Source organism: Streptomyces sp. NPDC054863, assembly GCF_053610825.1.
The window spans coordinates 1-15,337 of the sequence record NZ_JBSGZD010000010.1; the positions used below are offsets into that span (position 1 = coordinate 1).

General features: G+C 73.1%; 14 protein-coding genes and 1 other RNA gene. 6 read left to right on the forward strand and 9 right to left on the reverse strand.

What is annotated here, in order from left to right:
* Positions 1-383: RNase P RNA component class A (gene rnpB, locus ACWGIG_RS03900), an RNA gene on the reverse strand; the annotation flags it as partial.
* Between the two features lie 98 nt (positions 384-481).
* Between rnpB and ACWGIG_RS03905 the strand changes: the two genes are divergently transcribed.
* Together ACWGIG_RS03905 and ACWGIG_RS03910 are read left to right on the forward strand one after the other, a co-directional pair.
* Entirely contained in the window at positions 482-1,243 is a 762-nt protein-coding gene (locus ACWGIG_RS03905) for a MerR family transcriptional regulator (RefSeq protein ID WP_453319899.1), read from the forward strand.
* The gene (locus ACWGIG_RS03910; RefSeq protein WP_453319900.1) at positions 1,240-2,112 is read left to right on the forward strand and encodes a hypothetical protein; all 873 of its coding nucleotides are present in this window, start codon (positions 1,240-1,242) and stop codon (positions 2,110-2,112) included. Before ACWGIG_RS03905 ends, ACWGIG_RS03910 begins: the two co-directional genes overlap by 4 nt.
* On the opposite strand, the gene ACWGIG_RS03915 is transcribed toward ACWGIG_RS03910, so the two are convergent.
* Positions 2,057-3,529, reverse strand: a complete 1,473-nt coding sequence (locus tag ACWGIG_RS03915) for an RNB domain-containing ribonuclease (protein WP_453319901.1) — start codon at positions 3,527-3,529, stop codon at positions 2,057-2,059. The two genes, ACWGIG_RS03910 and ACWGIG_RS03915, sit on opposite strands and share 56 nt — an antisense overlap.
* 116 nt (positions 3,530-3,645) lie before the next feature.
* Between ACWGIG_RS03915 and yaaA the strand changes: the two genes are divergently transcribed.
* The 3 genes from yaaA (at position 3,646) to eda (ending at position 5,963) form a co-directional block, all read left to right on the forward strand.
* Positions 3,646-4,446, forward strand: coding sequence for a peroxide stress protein YaaA (gene yaaA / locus ACWGIG_RS03920; protein ID WP_453319902.1), 801 nt, complete (start codon positions 3,646-3,648; stop codon positions 4,444-4,446).
* A gap of 162 nt (positions 4,447-4,608) precedes the next feature.
* Positions 4,609-5,253 carry a GNAT family N-acetyltransferase gene (locus ACWGIG_RS03925; protein WP_453319903.1) on the forward strand — a complete coding sequence of 215 codons (645 nt, stop codon included), beginning with the start codon at positions 4,609-4,611 and terminating at the stop codon, positions 5,251-5,253.
* Positions 5,254-5,324: 71 nt separating this feature from the next.
* Positions 5,325-5,963, forward strand: coding sequence for a bifunctional 4-hydroxy-2-oxoglutarate aldolase/2-dehydro-3-deoxy-phosphogluconate aldolase (gene eda / locus ACWGIG_RS03930; protein WP_453319904.1), 639 nt, complete (start codon positions 5,325-5,327; stop codon positions 5,961-5,963).
* A 94-nt stretch (positions 5,964-6,057) separates the two neighbouring features.
* Here eda and ACWGIG_RS03935 read toward each other — a convergent pair whose 3' ends face one another.
* The 4 genes from ACWGIG_RS03935 to ACWGIG_RS03950 form a co-directional block, all read right to left on the reverse strand.
* The gene (locus ACWGIG_RS03935; RefSeq protein WP_453319905.1) at positions 6,058-7,341 is read right to left on the reverse strand and encodes a bifunctional RNase H/acid phosphatase; all 1,284 of its coding nucleotides are present in this window, start codon (positions 7,339-7,341) and stop codon (positions 6,058-6,060) included.
* 5 nt (positions 7,342-7,346) lie between these two features.
* Positions 7,347-8,090 carry a zinc ribbon domain-containing protein gene (locus ACWGIG_RS03940; RefSeq protein ID WP_453319956.1) on the reverse strand — a complete coding sequence of 248 codons (744 nt, stop codon included), beginning with the start codon at positions 8,088-8,090 and terminating at the stop codon, positions 7,347-7,349.
* Positions 8,087-8,962 carry a Nif3-like dinuclear metal center hexameric protein gene (locus tag ACWGIG_RS03945; protein WP_453319906.1) on the reverse strand — a complete coding sequence of 292 codons (876 nt, stop codon included), beginning with the start codon at positions 8,960-8,962 and terminating at the stop codon, positions 8,087-8,089. Before ACWGIG_RS03945 ends, ACWGIG_RS03940 begins: the two co-directional genes overlap by 4 nt.
* 119 nt (positions 8,963-9,081) lie before the next feature.
* Positions 9,082-10,134, reverse strand: a complete 1,053-nt coding sequence (locus tag ACWGIG_RS03950; protein ID WP_453319907.1) for an ABC transporter substrate-binding protein — start codon at positions 10,132-10,134, stop codon at positions 9,082-9,084.
* A gap of 195 nt (positions 10,135-10,329) precedes the next feature.
* Here ACWGIG_RS03950 and ACWGIG_RS03955 point away from each other — a divergent pair, with 195 nt between their 5' ends.
* The gene (locus ACWGIG_RS03955; RefSeq protein ID WP_453319908.1) at positions 10,330-11,877 is read left to right on the forward strand and encodes a hypothetical protein; all 1,548 of its coding nucleotides are present in this window, start codon (positions 10,330-10,332) and stop codon (positions 11,875-11,877) included.
* A 221-nt stretch (positions 11,878-12,098) separates the two neighbouring features.
* On the opposite strand, the gene ACWGIG_RS03960 is transcribed toward ACWGIG_RS03955, so the two are convergent.
* The 3 genes from ACWGIG_RS03960 to ACWGIG_RS03970 all read right to left on the reverse strand — a co-directional run bounded on the left by ACWGIG_RS03960 (position 12,099) and on the right by ACWGIG_RS03970 (position 15,095).
* Positions 12,099-13,043 carry a 3-oxoacyl-ACP reductase gene (locus ACWGIG_RS03960; protein ID WP_453319909.1) on the reverse strand — a complete coding sequence of 315 codons (945 nt, stop codon included), beginning with the start codon at positions 13,041-13,043 and terminating at the stop codon, positions 12,099-12,101.
* A gap of 39 nt (positions 13,044-13,082) precedes the next feature.
* Positions 13,083-14,159: a Zn-dependent alcohol dehydrogenase gene (locus ACWGIG_RS03965; protein WP_453319910.1), complete on the reverse strand. Its 1,077-nt coding sequence runs from the start codon at positions 14,157-14,159 to the stop codon at positions 13,083-13,085.
* 81 nt (positions 14,160-14,240) lie between these two features.
* Positions 14,241-15,095, reverse strand: a complete 855-nt coding sequence (locus tag ACWGIG_RS03970) for a MaoC/PaaZ C-terminal domain-containing protein (RefSeq protein ID WP_453319911.1) — start codon at positions 15,093-15,095, stop codon at positions 14,241-14,243.
* Between the last annotated feature and the right edge of the window lie 242 nt (positions 15,096-15,337).

Below are 15,337 nucleotides of genomic sequence, written 5' to 3' on the forward strand. Positions count from 1 at the left end.
GTTCTGTCTCGCGGTCGCCTCGCGGCAGCCGCGGAGACGGCCATCCATCTAGGGCCGGCGTTGCCACCGGCCTCGTGCGGTCTACCCGCGAACTCGGGCGAGCAGCCCTCGGACGTCCGCGCAGAGCCGTCTTGCGACGGCCCCTCTTGACCTTGCTCCGGGTGGGGTTTACCTAGCCGTCCGGGTCGCCCCGGACGCTGGTGGTCTCTTACACCACCGTTTCACCCTTACCGAGGACCTCGCGGTCCCAGGCGGTCTGTTTTCTGTGGCACTTTCCCGCGGGTCACCCCGGGTGGCCGTTAGCCATCACCCTGCTCTGTGGAGCCCGGACGTTCCTCGGGAGGATCCCCGAAGGGTCCTCACGCGGCCGTCCGGCCGACTCGTCTGCCGTGCCGACCATGCTACCCGGCGGGGTGGGGCGCGACGGACGGCGCCCGGCGGTGGTTGACCTTGCCGCAGCGTCAACGTTTCTACTGGGAGCATGCGGATCGGAGAGATCGCCGCGCTCGTCGGTATCACCACGCGTGCGGTACGGCACTACCACCACGTCGGACTGCTGCCCGAGCCCGTACGACGGGCCAACGGCTACCGCGAGTACGGGCTGCGGGACGCCGTCGTGCTCGCCCGGATCAGGCGGCTCACCGAGCTGGGGCTCGGGCTGGACGAAGTGCGGGACGTCGTACGGGACGATGCGGGGCGCGAACTCGCCGAAGTCCTGGGTGAGTTGGACGAGGACCTGGCCCGGCAGGAGGCGGAGATCGGGGCCCGGCGGGCGCGGATCGGCATGCTGCTTGAGCAGGCGCGGGACGGCAGCCTGTCGCCGGAGGGGCCGGTTTCGGCAGAGCTGGGCGAGCTGCTGCGGGAGCTTCCGGCGGCCGGTGACGCGGCGGCGAAGGACCGCGAGATGCTCGCGCTGCTGGACACCACCGCACCGCCCGAGGTGCGCGGCCGGATGGTGGAGGCGCTGCGCGAGGCGGCGGCGGTGCCGGGCGCCGCGGAGCGCACCCAGGAGGTGTACGCCCTGCTCGACGCGCTGGCGGACGCACCGGCCGACGATCCCCGGGTGGCGGTGGCGGCGCGCGCGCTGGCCTCCTGCATTCCGGACGGGATGTGGGAGCAGGGGACGGTGCTCGACGAGAACGACACCTTCCTGCGGGCGTTCTTCGCCGATTTCGCCCCCGCCCAGGCGGAGGTCGTACGGCAGGCCATGCGGATCGTGTCCAAGAGGGGTGAAGGCGGATGAGAAAGCTGCTGAGGGGTGTTGCCTACACCGCACTTCCCGCTGAACTGGTGCTTCTCGTCTGCCTGTTGAGCGGCGTACGGGTGCCTTCCGCGGTGCTGCTCGCCGCCGAGGCGGTGGTGGTGGCGGTCGTCGTGGCCGAGCTGGCCGTGTTCGTCCGGCTGCGGCGGCAGGGGCGTACGACGCGGGAGGCGGTGGCCGAGCTGGTGCCGGAGCCCGTGCTGCGGCTGCTGGGGCACGAGCTGCGGATCATGGCGTCGATCGGGCGGTGGGCGGCGCGGCGCAGGCACGGGGTCGGGGCGGGGGACCTCGCGTTCGGGCACGCGAAGGCGCAGGCGGCGCTGCTGTGGGGGTTCGCGTTCGTGTGCGTGGTGGAGACCGTGGGGCTGCATGTGCTGCTGGCCGGGGTGCCCGTGGTGCAGGCGGTGTTCCTGGTGCTGGACGTGTACACCGTGGTGCTGATCGTGGGGCTGCACGCCGCGGCCGTCACCCGGCCCCATGTCGTACGGGCCGACGGCGGGCTGCGGGTGCGGTCCGGGGCGCACGTGGACCTGCTGATTCCGGCCGAGCGGATCGTCTCCGTACGGTACGAGCTGGGGCTGAACCCGGGGAAGAAGGAGGACGGGCTGCTGGAGCTGGCGGTGGCGTCGCAGACCTCGGTGACGGTGGAGCTGAGCGAGCCGGGCGTGGAGGCGGTGTCGCTGCTGGGCAAGCGCCGGCCGGTGACGACCGTGCGCTTCCACGCGGACGACGCACGGGGGCTGGTGGAGGCGGTCCGGAGGGTGCGGGCGGGCGCCGCCGATGGAGCCGGCACCGTCAAGCGGGGGCGAACAGCACCTTCGCCGCCCCCGGGTCTGCCTGCGTCAGCCTGACCCTGATGCGCTCGCCGAGGGGGAGGTCGCCGCCGCCCTCGACGCGGGCGATGACGGCGAGGTCGGCACTGTCCAACTGGACGGTGCCGACCGTCGGTTCACGGTCCTTGACGTCCACCACGTGCGCGTCGAAGAGCTCGCCGATGCGGTCCTTGAGGAGGGCCGCCTCGACGATGTCGACGCATTCGCGCTCGACGGTGTTCTGCCGGCGGGTGCCCTCCGCCATCTCCTTCGGAAGCTCGGGAAGTGCGGAAAGCACCCACTCCGGGGGCTCGGTGCCCGCCACCGCCGCCACGCACAGCTCGCCCGCGTACCGGTCGACGAGGCGGCGCAGGGGTGCGGTGCAGTGGGTGTACGGGGCCGCCACGGCGGCGTGCACCGCCTGGTCGGGGATCTGACCGCCGGTGAAGACGGTGTAGCCCGCGCCCCTCAGGAGGGTCGTGCACTCCTGGAGGAACGCGGCGTGGGCGGGCCGCGCCGGGTCGAGACCGCGGACGACGTCGGCGTACGAGGTGTGGTGCGGCCAGTCGATGCCCAGGGCCCGTGCGCTGCGGCGCAGCCGGGCCACCGCGCCGTCGGGGGCGGCGGGGAGGGTGCGCAGGATGCCGGTGCCCGCCGCCGTCATGAGGTCGGCGGCGGCCATGCCCGTGAGGAGGGAGATCTGCGCGTTCCAGCCGTCGGCGGGCAGCGGGGTGCGGTAGGTGAGGCGGTAGGCGCCGTCGCGGAGCTCGATCTCCTGCTCGGGGACGTTGAGGGAGATGCCGCCGCGCGCCCGTTCCTGCTCCTCGCGCAGCAGCCCGATGTCGCGCAGCAGCGCGAGGGGCTCTTCCGCCGTACCGGCGTCGATCCGCTGCTGCACCCCCGCGTAGTCCAGCTTGGCGCGGCTGCGGACCAGGGCGCGGCGTACGTCCGTGGCGACGGCGGCCCCGTCCGCGTCGAGGTCGATCCGCCACAGCAGCGCCGGGCAGGTCTGGTCCGGGAGAAGGCTCGCGGCCCCCTCGGAGAGCAGCCGCGGATGCAGCGGGACCTTCTCGTCCGGGAAGTAGAGGGTGGTGACCCGCCGGTGCGCCTCGGCGTCGAGCGCCCCGCCGGGGGCCACGAAGGCGGCCACGTCCGCGATCGCGTAGTGCACCCGGAACCCGCCGCCCTCCCGCCTCGCCAGGTGCATGGCCTGGTCGAGGTCGGTGGAGGTGGGCGGGTCGACGGTGAAGAAGGGGAGGGCCGTCGCGTCGTACGGATCGGCGGGCAGCCGCGGGTTCTTCGCCGTCCGCTGCGCCTCGGCCATCACCTCGGGCGGGAAGGCGTCGGGCCCCGCCGGGTCGGCGGGCACGTCGAGCGTCGTCCGCAGCTCGCGCAGGGCGGCCCGCAGCGGGGCGGCCTCGGCTGCGCCGGTCACATGGATCTGGCGGCGTGGCATGGGTCGAGCGTAGGACGGCCGGCGGGATGCGGCACGGCGGAAGAAGGCGGTCCGGGGCACCCGCGCAACGGATTACCGTTGCCTCGCTGATCCCTTACGTACGAATGGAGTCACCCGTGCTCGTCCTCCTGCCGCCCTCCGAAGGAAAGGCCGCTCCGGGGCGCGGTGCCCCGCTGAAGCCGGAGTCCCTGTCGCTGCCGGGCCTCACGACGGCCCGGACGGCGGTGCTGGACGAGCTGGTGGAGCTGTGCAGGGGCGACGAGGAGAAGGCCCGGCTGGTGCTCGGGCTGAGCGAGGGGCTGCGCGGCGAGGTCGCCAAGAACGCGGACCTGAGGAACGCCGCCACCCGTCCCGCCGGGGAGATCTACACCGGTGTGCTGTACGACGCCCTGGACCTGGCGTCCCTGGACGCGGCGGCCCGCAAGCGGGCCCGGCAGTGGCTGCTGGTGTTCTCGGGGCTGTGGGGGGCGGTGGGGGTCGGCGACCGGATCCCCTCCTACCGCTGCTCGATGGGCGTGAAGCTGCCGGGGCTCGGGGCGCTCGGTGCGTACTGGCGGCCGGTGATGGCCCGGGTGCTGCCGGAGGCGGCCGGGGACGGGCTGGTCCTCGACCTGCGCTCGTCCGCGTACACGGCGGCGTGGAAGCCGCAGGGCGACGTCGCGGACCGCACGGCGACCGTGCGGGTGCTGCATGCGCAGATCGTCGACGGCGTCGAGAAGCGTTCGGTGGTCAGCCACTTCAACAAGGCGACGAAGGGCCGGATCGTACGGGACCTCCTGGTGGCGGGCGCCGCCCCGGCGAACCCGGCCGAGCTGGTCGTCGCGCTGCGCGACCTCGGCCATGTCGTCGAGGCGACGGAACCCGCGAAGGCGGGCCGGGCGTGGTCGCTGGACGTGGTGGTCCGGCAGATCCACTGAGGTTCCGCCGAGTTCCGACGAGGTCCGACGAAGCCCGCCGGGTCTGCCGGGGGCGGCCCGGGGCCCTTCGGAGCACCGGGTTGATGCGCGTAGAGTGGACAGGTTGCATTTCACCCGAAACTCAACAACTGCATCTCGTTCGAAACCCACCAGAGGAACCCTGTGCCCAGCTCATTGCGCGACATTCTGACCTCCGTGGCACAGGGGCAGTACCCGGCGCCCGACGGCCGGACCGTCGTCGTGCCCCAGCCGAGCCCCCGCGACGCGGGGGTGCTCGCCTTCACGGCGCACTCGGTGATCTTCTCCGACCAGGACCCGGAGTGGATACGGGCGACCCTGGAGGAGGCCTGTCCTGACCCCTTCTCGGCCTCCCTGCACCCGGCGTTCCTGGCCGCGCTGATGGTGCGCACCGGCCGCCGCATGGACACGGTCGGCTCGCTCACGCTGGCCTCCGCACTGGAGGGCCCGCCGCCGCTGGAGCTGACGCCGATCGAGGACCCGGACCACCCGAGGGTGGCGCGGGCACGCAAGTACCGCGACGAGGTACGGGTCTGGGCGGCCGAGGGCGGCGGCATCCTGATCGTCGGCCGCGGTCTCGCCGGGCGCTGGGAGACGGCGATCGAGGTGGACGAGGAGTCGCGGCACCGGGGTCTGGGGCGCGCACTGGCGGAGTCGGCGCGGCACATGATCCCGGCGGGCGACGTGATCTGGGCGCAGCAGGCCCCGGGCAACGCCCGCAGCGTCCGCGCCTTCCAGGCGGCGGGCTACCGGCCGGTGGGCGCGGAGGCACTGCTGATCGCGGCGTAGCCCGCACCAGCTCATTGCACACTGCGCAACGCTCGTTGCACAGAACACTCGGTGCGCGGCAGGATGCTCCCATGGCCTCCTCCGCATCCTCCGTGCTGCCTTCCGTGCTCGACCTCGCCCCCGTCGTCCCCGTGGTCGTCCTCGACGACGCCTCCGACGCCGTCCCCCTCGCCCGCGCCCTCGTCGCCGGCGGGCTGCCCGCCATCGAGGTCACCCTCCGCACCCCCGCCGCGCTGGACGCGATCCGGGCGATCGCGGACGAGGTGCCGGACGCGGTCGTCGGCGCCGGGACCGTCATATCCCCCGCCGGGGTCGCCGACTCCGTCGCGGCCGGTGCGCGGTTCCTGGTCAGCCCGGGCTGGACGGACTCGCTCCTCGACGCGATGAAGGCGTCCGGGCTCCCCTTCCTCCCCGGGGTGTCCACGGCTTCCGAGGTCGTCGCCCTGCTGGAGCGCGGCGTCACCGAGATGAAGTTCTTCCCCGCCGAGGCCGCCGGCGGCACCGCGTACCTCAAGTCGCTGTCCGCGCCGCTCCCCCGGGCCCGGTTCTGCCCGACCGGCGGGATCTCCCTCGCCTCCGCCCCGTCCTACCTCGCCCTCCCCAACGTCGGCTGCGTGGGCGGGACCTGGATGCTCCCGGCCCAGGCGCTCCGCGACAAGGACTGGGGCCGGGTGGAGGAGCTGGCCCGCGAGGCGGCGGCACTTCGCTAGGCGGCGGCACTTCGCTGGGCGGTACGGCGAAGCCCCCGGCGGCGACACCGGGGGCTTCGTACCGTACGGGCGTACGGGAAGGGACGGACGCTGCTCAGCGCAGGTGCGACGTGTCGTTCAGCAGCCGCACGGACGCGTTGCCGTCCGCGTAGTACGCGACGGCCGACAGCGAGGCCGCCGACAGTTCCATCTTGAACAGGGCCTCCGGCGGAGCCCCCAGCGCGAGCTGTACGAGCGTCTTGACCGGTGTCACGTGGGTGACGACGAGGACCGTCCTGCCCGCGTACTTCTCGGCGAGCCGGCTTTGCACAGCCGAGATCCGCACGGCGACCGCCGCGAAGCTCTCGCCGCCGGGCGGGGCGACCTCGCAGGACGCCAGCCAGGCGTCGAGGTCCTCCGTGTACCGCTGCCTGACCTCGGCGAACGTCAGGCCCTCCCAGGCACCGAAGTCCGTCTCGCGCAGGTCTTCCTCGATCTGTACGGGCAGGCCCAGCCGGGACGCGACCGCGTCCGCCGTCTCGCGGCAGCGGGTGAGCGGGGAGCTGACGATCGCCTGGATCGTGCCGCGTGCGGCGAGCGAGGCGGCGACCGCCTCGGCCTGTTTGCGGCCGACCGCCGACAGCTCGGGGTCGGATCCGCCGCTGCCGGAGAACCGCTTCTCCGGGGTGAGGAGGGTCTCGCCGTGCCGGAGCAGGACGAAGGTGGCGGGCGCGCCCAGGTCGGCGGCGGGCCCCCAGCCGACGGCCGGAACCGCGGCCTCGGCCTGCGTGGGCTCCTCGTCCAGCGCGAACAGCCCTTCGTCCGCAGCGGGCTTGCGCAGCCCCGCCAGCGCCGCCCGCGCCTTCGCCGCTCCGGCCGCCGCGTCACCGACCACCCTGGGCGGTTCGGCGACGGCGGCCCCGGCCGCAGCGGCCCCCGCCGAAGTCTTCAGCGCGGCGGTCGAGCCCGAGGGCTCCCACTGCTTGCCCTTCTTGCCCGCGTCCATGGCCTCGTTGGCGAGCCGGTCCGCGTGCTTGTTCTTCTCGCGCGGGATCCACTCGTACCGCACCTGTGCGCGCGGCAGCACGGCAGCGGCAGCCGCGGCGAGCGGCTTCATGTCCGGGTGCTTGATCTTCCAGCGCCCCGACATCTGCTCGACGACGAGCTTGGAGTCCATGCGGACGTGGACCCGCGCCTCGGGGAAGAGGTCGCGGACCGCCTGCAGACCGGCGATCAGGCCCTTGTACTCGGCGACGTTGTTCGTGGCGACGCCGATGTACTCGGCGGCCTCCGCGAGGGTCTCGCCCGTCTCCGGGTCGAGCACGACCGCACCGTAACCGGCGGGCCCCGGGTTGCCCCGGGAGCCGCCGTCCGCCTCCACGACGACAGAGCGAGCCATCGGCTCTACAGCCCCGAGTCCGACGTACGGACCAGGATGCGGCGGCAGTTCTCGCAGCGCAGCACCGCGTCGGGGGCCGCGGCGCGGACCTCCATGACCTCGGTGATGTTCAGCTCCAGCTGGCAGCCCTCGCAGCGGCGCTGGTACAGGCGTGCGGCGCCCACCCCGCCCGACTGCGTGCGCAGCTTCTCGTACAGCTTGATCAGGTCGGCGGGCACGGAGGCCACGACGACCTCGCGCTCCTTGGTGAGCTTCGCGCTCTCCGCGTCGAACTCGGCGGTGGCGGCGTCACGGCGCGCGGTGGCGTCGTCGACCTTGCCCTGCACGGCGGCGACGCGCTCGGTCAGCTCGGCGGCGCGCTCCTGCGCGGACTCGCGGCGCTCCATGACCTCCAGGACGACGTCCTCCAGGTCGCCCTGGCGCTTGGCCAGCGAGACGATCTCCTTCTGGAGGTGCTCCAGGTCCTTCGGGGAGGTGACGGCCCCGGAGTCCAGGCGCTGCTGGTCGCGCACGGCGCGCTGGCGGACCTGGTCGACGTCCTGCTCGGCCTTGGTCTGCTCGCGGGCGGTGTCGCTCTCCTCGGTCTTCGAGGCGACGAGGAGGTCGCGCAGCTGGGTGAGGTCCTTGGTGAGCGACTCGATCTCGGCGTGCTCGGGAAGCGACGAGCGCTTGTGGGCGAGCTGGGACAGCCGGGCGTCGAGGGCCTGGACGTCGAGAAGTCGGATCTGGTCGGCGGGCGCGGCGTTCAGTTGGGGGCTCCAGGAGAAGAGAAGGCGGAAGAGAAGTGGGATGTCCAGGGGTCGGTCACCGTCGACGAGACGTGGACCCGGAGGTTCCACCCCTCGCGGTCGGAAATCGCTTCGAGCTGTCCGGCCGCCAGCTCGCACCAGGGCCACTCGGTGGCCCAGTGCGCGGCGTCGACCAGCGCGAGCGGTGACGCGTCGTGTGCTGTCTCGCGTGCTTTCTCGCGCGCCTCGGAGACCGGGTGGTGGCGCAGGTCCGCGGTCAGGAACGCGTCCACACCGGCCGCCCTGACCGCGTCGAAGAGGCTGTCCCCCGACCCGCCGCTGACGGCGACGGTTCGTACGACAGCGTCCGGGTCGCCCGCGAAACGGACGCCCTGCGCGGTGGCGGGCAGCCGCTTCGCGGCGCGTGCGGCGAACTCACGCACGGTCTCCGGGTGGTCGAGCTCACAGATCCGGCCGAGGCCGCGCCGCCCGTGCGGATCGGTGGGATCCGGCACGAGGGGGCGTACGACCCGGAGGTCGAGGGCCCCGGCGAGGGCGTCGGAGACCCCGGGGTCGGCGGTGTCGGAGTTGGTGTGCGCGACGTGCAGGGCGACGTCGTTCTTGATGAGCGTGTGCACGACGCGGCCCTTGAAGTGGCCGGCCGAGACCGTCGTCGTACCGCGCAGATAGAGCGGGTGGTGGGTGACGATCAGGTCGGCGCCCAGCCGCACGGCCTCGTCGGCGATCTCCTGGACGGGGTCGACGGCGAACAGGACGCGGGTCACTTCGGTGTCCGGGTCGCCACAGACCGTACCGACGGCGTCCCAGCTCTCGGCCCGCTCGGGGGGCCAGAGGGCGTCGAGCGCGGCGATGACTTCAGACAGACGGGGCACGGAGGCAAGGCTACCTGCCGTCCGTGCCCCTTCGGCCTGCGCCGGTGCCCGGCTTCCGGCCGGGAGCCGGTGGACCTCCGCCCGGACGCCGGCCGGCCGTCGTGGAGCTTTCCGCCCGGCTACTTCTTGGCGAGGAAGTCCCGCAGGTCGCCGAGGACCTCGTCGGCCGCCAGCACGCCGAGGCCGAGGTACCAGGTCTCGTCCGGTACGTCCTTGGCCTGGCCCTTCTTGACGGCGTCCAGCTTGTTCCAGAGCGGGTTCTTCTCGGCCTTCTCGCGCTTGGTCTTGTCCGCGTCGCCGTACACGCCGGTGAAGATCCAGTCGGCGGCGGCCTCGTCGATCCGCTCCGGGCTGACCTCCACCGCGAGGTCGCTGACCTGCTGGTTCTTGGGGCGGGGCAGGCCTGCGTCGTCGAGGATGGTGCCGATGAAGGAGGCCTTCGCGTACAGCCGGGTCTTCTCCGGCATGTACCGCAGCATGGTGACCGTCGGCTTCTTGCCCGCGTGGGCGGCGGCGACGTCGGTGCCGAGCTGCTTGGCCTTCTTCTCGTACGAGGCGAGCTGGGCGGTCGCCTCGGCGCTCTTGTCGAGGGCGGCGGCGTTCAGCCGGAAGTTCTCCTTCCAGGTGAAGCCGGGGCGGATCGAGAAGACGGTCGGGGCGATCTCGGAGAGCAGCTTGTACTGCTTCTCGGCGCGCAGCTTGCTGCCCAGGATGAGGTCGGGCTTGAGGGCGTCGATCGCTTCGAGGTTGAGGCTGTTGATGGTGCCGACGCTCTTCGGGCTCCCCGCGCCCTTCTTCAGGTACTCCGGAAGTGCCTGCGAGCCCTCGGCCGGGGCGTAGCCGACCGGCTGCATGCCCAGCGAGACGACGTTGTCCAGCTCGCCCACGTCGAGGACGACGACGCGCTTGGGCGCCGCCGTCAGCTCCGTCCTGCCCATGGCGTGGGTGATCGTGCGCGGGAACTGGCCCGGCTTGGCGTCGGTGCCCAGTGCCGCGGTCTTCCGGGCGGCGTCGCCGAAGTCCTTGCCGCCCTGGGCGACGGACTTGCCGCCGTCGGACTTCTTCTCGCCCTCGCCCTTGGCGTCCCCGCCGCCGCAGGCGGACAGGGCGAGCGCGGCGGTGACCGCCAGGGTGACGGCGGCGGTGCCGCGGCGGCGTATGGACGAGGACATGTGGTGCTCACTCTCGGGGACGGAATACTTAGGCGAACCTAACCTTACGTCGTCCGCCGACGGACCCCTTCAGCACACCCGTCCCGCCGGTACCGGTCGAACGAGCGGACGGCCACCCTTATGTGTGAAGTGCCGTGACTCGTGTTGTCCGGTGGGAAAGGCGAAAACTAGCGTCGCGGGCGGAGGTGACGAACGATGACAGCCTGTGCCATCGAGACTGCACCGGAGGACGGCGCGGTGCGGCGATGCGGGTTCACGATCGCCGCGGACGGTTCGTACGCCGCGCGGCTGGCCGGCGGCGGCGAGGCGTGGTTCCCGGAGCGCTGGACGCTGGACGGCCCCGAGCCGTACGCGGTGCCGCTCCCCGCCGACCAGCCGGAGGAGCCCGGCACCGAGGTGCTGCCCCTGGCCGACGGCCGGGTGCTGATCCACCGGGAGGTGGCGGCCCGGCACGTGTTCTCGCTGCTCTACCCGACCGGCCCCGCGACCGGTGAACTCCCGCTGGGCGCGATCGAGTTCGGGGCGGGGCCGCTCACCCTGCTGCCGCCCGCCCCCGGCGGTTCGGCGGCGTACGCGCTCGCGGTGGGGCCGCATTCGACGGCGGTGTGGCTGGTCGCGGGCGGCGCGTTCGGCCCGGAGCACGTCGCGGAGGTACCGGGCCGGTGCACGGGCGGGGTCTGGCTGGACCGCACGGGCCGGATGCTCGCCCTGGACCGGGAGCCGGAGGACGGCGGCGCGGTCAAGTCCGTCGCCGTCGACCTGGAGCGGGGCGGCGAGGTCACCCCGCTCCTCCAGATCGCCGAGCACAGCAACGACCGGCTGCTCCTCGCCGACCCGGACAGCGGCCTGATCGTGATCCGCTCGGACGCCCCGGGCGAGGACCGGCTGGGCTGGGGGGTCCTGGGCAGTACGCGGCCGGTCCGCTTCCCCGACTGCCTGCGGGTCGACGACTGCACGGTCACGCCGTTCGCGGCGCAGCCGGGCCAGGTGCTGATGCCGGAGAGCTGTGCGGTGGCGGTACGGATCGACGCGGCGAGCGGCACCTGCCCGGCCCCGGCGGGCTGGTTCGGGATGTGGCGCCCGTCCGGCCGGAGACTGCACCAGCTCGCCGCCCCGGCGGGCTGGCTGCCGGGCGCGGGCCTGTGGACCCGCGAGGGCGTACTGCGGCTGCCGTTCGCGACGGGGGCGGTGCCGTGCGGGGTGGCGGAGGTGTGTGCGCCGCTGACGGAGGAGGAGGGGACGGCGGCGGGGCACGGGGCCGCCGGGCCGCCGGGTCCTGCGGAATCCCCGGACTGCTCGGGCTCCCCGGACTCCCCGGACTCCCCGGACTCCCCGGACTCCCCGGACTCCCCGGACTCCCCGGACTCCCCGAGCTCCCCGAGCTCCCCGAGCTCCCGGGACGGTGACGCCGCGACCGCCCGGAAGCCCGTACCTCTTCAACAGGCCCCGTTGATGGGGCGGTTGCAGCGGGTCGGGACGCGGCCGGGGGCCCGGACCGCTCCGCAGACCCGGACCTCGCCGGTCACGGTCGCGCCGCCGGTCACGCCGCCGGTCACGCCCGCTGCGGCACCGCCGGTGGCACCCTCACCCGCGCCGACGCCCCTGCCTCAGCCCTCCCCCGGGGAGGCGCACGCCGCAGCCCCGGCGATGGTCAGGACCGGCGTCCCGGTGATGGTGCGGGTACCGGCTCCGACCCTGCTGAGCGGGCCGGTGTCCCCGCTGAAGGGCCCAGGACCGGGCTAGTGGGACTTCTCGCGGCCCAGGAGGCCGGCGCCCGCGAGGCACGGGGGCCAGGGACCGGCCGCCGCCCCAACCGCCGGACGGACGACTTCAGCCCGTCCGGCGCGTGAGGACACACGGACGCAGTCCGAGCACGGTACGCAGCCCCGAACCCCGACCCCACCGGTGCGAGCCGCGAACCCCGGCCCCCACCGGCTACGCGCCGCGGACCCGCCCGCACCGCGCTATCCCCGCTTCAGGCCCAACACCTCCGCCGCCCCGAAGCTCTCCCCCTCCGGCCGCCCCGCGAAGTACCCGGAGAGCACGTCGTCCAGTTCCTCGTACGAGAACGCCTCCTTCGAGGTGTCGAACTTCGCCGCCACCCGCGGCCGTTCCATCACCGCCACGATCCCGCCGTGCACCACCAGCAGCTGCCCGTTGATACGCCCCGCCGCCGGCGACGCCAGGTAGCCGACCAGCGGCGACACGTGCTCGGGGGCCAGTGCGTCCATCTCGTCCGCGCCCGACGGCTCCGCGAACCCCGCGAAGACGTCCTCCGTCATCCGGGTCCTGGCCCGCGGGCAGATCGCGTTCGCGGTCACTCCGTACTTCCCGAGTGCCATCGCCGTGGACGTCGTCAGGCCGACGATGCCGCCCTTCGCCGCCGCGTAGTTGGGCTGGCCCGCCGAGCCCGCCAGGAACGCCTCCGACGACGTGTTGACGATCCGCCCGTACACCGGCCCGCCCGCCGCCTTCGACCGCTCGCGCCAGTGCACGGCCGCGAAGTGCGTCGTGTTGAAGTGGCCCTTCAGGTGCACGCGGATGACCGTGTCCCACTCCTCCTCGCTCATCGAGAAGATCATCCGGTCGCGCAGGATGCCCGCGTTGTTGACGAGGACGTCCAGCTTCCCGAACTCGGAGATCGCCAATTCGACGAGCTCGCCCGCCTGTTCGCGGTCGGCGACATCGCCCCGATGTGCCACGGCCGTGCCCCCCGCCGCCCGGATCTCCGCCGCGACCTCCTCGGCCGGCCCCGCCGACGCGGCGCCGGAGCCGTCGCGGCCCGGCTGGCCGAAGTCGTTGACGACGACGCGCGCGCCGAGAGCGGCGAGTTCGAGCGCTTCGGCCCTGCCGAGGCCGCGCCCCGCACCCGTGACGATCGCGGACAGGCCTTCGAGAGGCAGTGACATCCCACAACTCCCTTTCCGATGTGGACAGTTGCAACCGGTTCAGAGCGCGATGGACGTACGCAGGGCCTCGCCCGTACGCATCTGCTCCAACGCCTCGTTGATCTGGGCCAGTTGGACCCGGTGGGTGATCATGCTCTCCAGGTCGATGCGGCCCGCCCGCCACAGCGCGATGGCCCGCTCGTACGAACGGAGCACGTCCCCGCCCCCGTACATCGAGGGCAGGATCCGCTTCTCGTCGAAGAACAGCTCGAACATGTTGACCTGGAAGAAGTCGTCCATCGCCCCCGCGCCGACGATGCACAGGGTGCCGCCGCGCCGGGTCGCCCCGTACGCGGTGCGGGCGGTGGCGGACCTGCCCACCACCTCGAAGACGTAGTCGAAGCCCTCGCCCGCGGTGATCCGCTGCTTGGCGTCGGCGAGTTCGTCGGGCGACACGGCCTCGGTGGCGCCGAACCCGAGGGCGGCCTCCCTCCGCGAGGCGACCGGGTCGACGGCGACGATCTGGGCCGCGCCCTGCACCCGCGCCCCCTGGATCGCGGAGATCCCGACGCCTCCGCACCCGATGACGGCGACCGACGAACCGGCCTCCACCCGGGCGGTGTTGATGGCCGCGCCGAGCCCGGTCGTCACCCCGCAGCCGATCAGTGCGGCGATCTCGAACGGCACGTCGTCCGGGATCGGCACCGCGCACCCGGCGCCCACCACGACCTCCTCGGTGAAGGTGCCGGTGCCCGCGAAGCCGAAGACGTCCCCGCCCGGCCGCTTGAAGTTGGGGGTCCCGGCGTTCATGAACCCGGCGAGGCACAGGTGCGTCTGGCCGCGCCTGCAGGCCGGACACGTGCCGCAGGCGGGCAGCCAGCACACCAGCACCCGGTCACCGGCCGCCAGCCCCGTGACCCCGTCGCCCACGTCCACGATCTCGCCCGCGCCCTCGTGGCCGGGGATGAAGGGGGCGGGCTGCGGCAGTACGCCGTTCATCGCGGAGACGTCGGAGTGGCAGAGGCCGGTGGCCCGGACGCGGATCTTCACCTTGCCGGGTCCGAAGCCCACCGCTTCGACGTCGTCGAGGACTTCGAGCTTGTCCTGGCCTATCTCGTGCAGTACGGCTGCGCGCATGGCATGACTCCCCTCGGGCGGTGCTCACGGATTCACGGGCCTACGGGTGCGCGGGGCCCACGGGTTCACGGGCCCACGGGTTCACGAATGTGCGACGACGGTGTCGGCGAGGACGGGCGCGTCGTCGCGCTCGACCGCCGTCACGGTCAACTGGATTCGACCCTCCCCCGCCCACATCCGGATGCGGAGCGTCTCGCCCGGGAAGACGATCCCGGCGAAGCGGGTGCGGTAGGAGGTCACGCGTGCCACGTCCCCGTCGAGCACGGTGTCCACGACGGCCTTGAGCGCCATGCCGTACGAGCACAGCCCGTGCAGGATCGGCCTGTCGAAGCCCGCGAGCTTCGCGAACTGAGGGTCGGCGTGCAACGGGTTCCAGTCGCCGGAGAGGCGGTAGAGGAGCGCCTGCTCCTCGCGGATCGGCCGTTCCACCGTGAACTCCGGCTCCCGGTCCGGGACTTCGAGCCGCTCGGAAGGACCGCGCTCCCCGCCGAAGCCGCCCTCGCCGCGCACGAAGATCGAGGAGTCGCTCGTCCACAGCGGCCCGCTCTCGTCGGACGCCTCCGAGCGCAGGACGATGACGGCGGCCTTGCCCTTGTCGTACACGGCCCGGACGGTGGAGGTCTGGGTGGCATCCCCGCGGACGGGGAGCGGCCGGTGGACGGTGACGGACTGCCCGCCGTGCAGCACGGAGGCGAGGTCGACCTCGATGCCGGGCGCGGAGAGCCCGCCCACCACGGCCATGCCCGCGCCCGCGACGGTGGCGAAGCTGGGCAGGACGTGCAGCCTGCTTTCGAGGGTGTAGCGCAGCTCGGCCGGGTCGGTGGCAGGGACGCCCGCGCCGAGACCCAGGTGGTAGAGCTGGACGTCCTTGTGGTCCCAGGCGAGGGGGGTGGTCCGGGGTTCGGCGGCGAGCGCCTTCGCTACGTCAATGGGCATGGGGGCAGGGCTCCTTGTGACGTCCAAAGACCCCGGCGCGGCCGTCCGCACCGTCGGACACGCCGGGGCCGTACGGGATCGGCCCGACCGCACCCCACTGCACACTTCTAGAACGCGTTCTAGGCCGATGGCCCCCATGTATAACGCACCGCGTGAGGGTTGGGAAGATGCATGACGGTGCGTCAGACGGGTGGTGAAGGCCCCACCCGTGACATTTGTCCTGCCCGACCGCGTACAAGCGG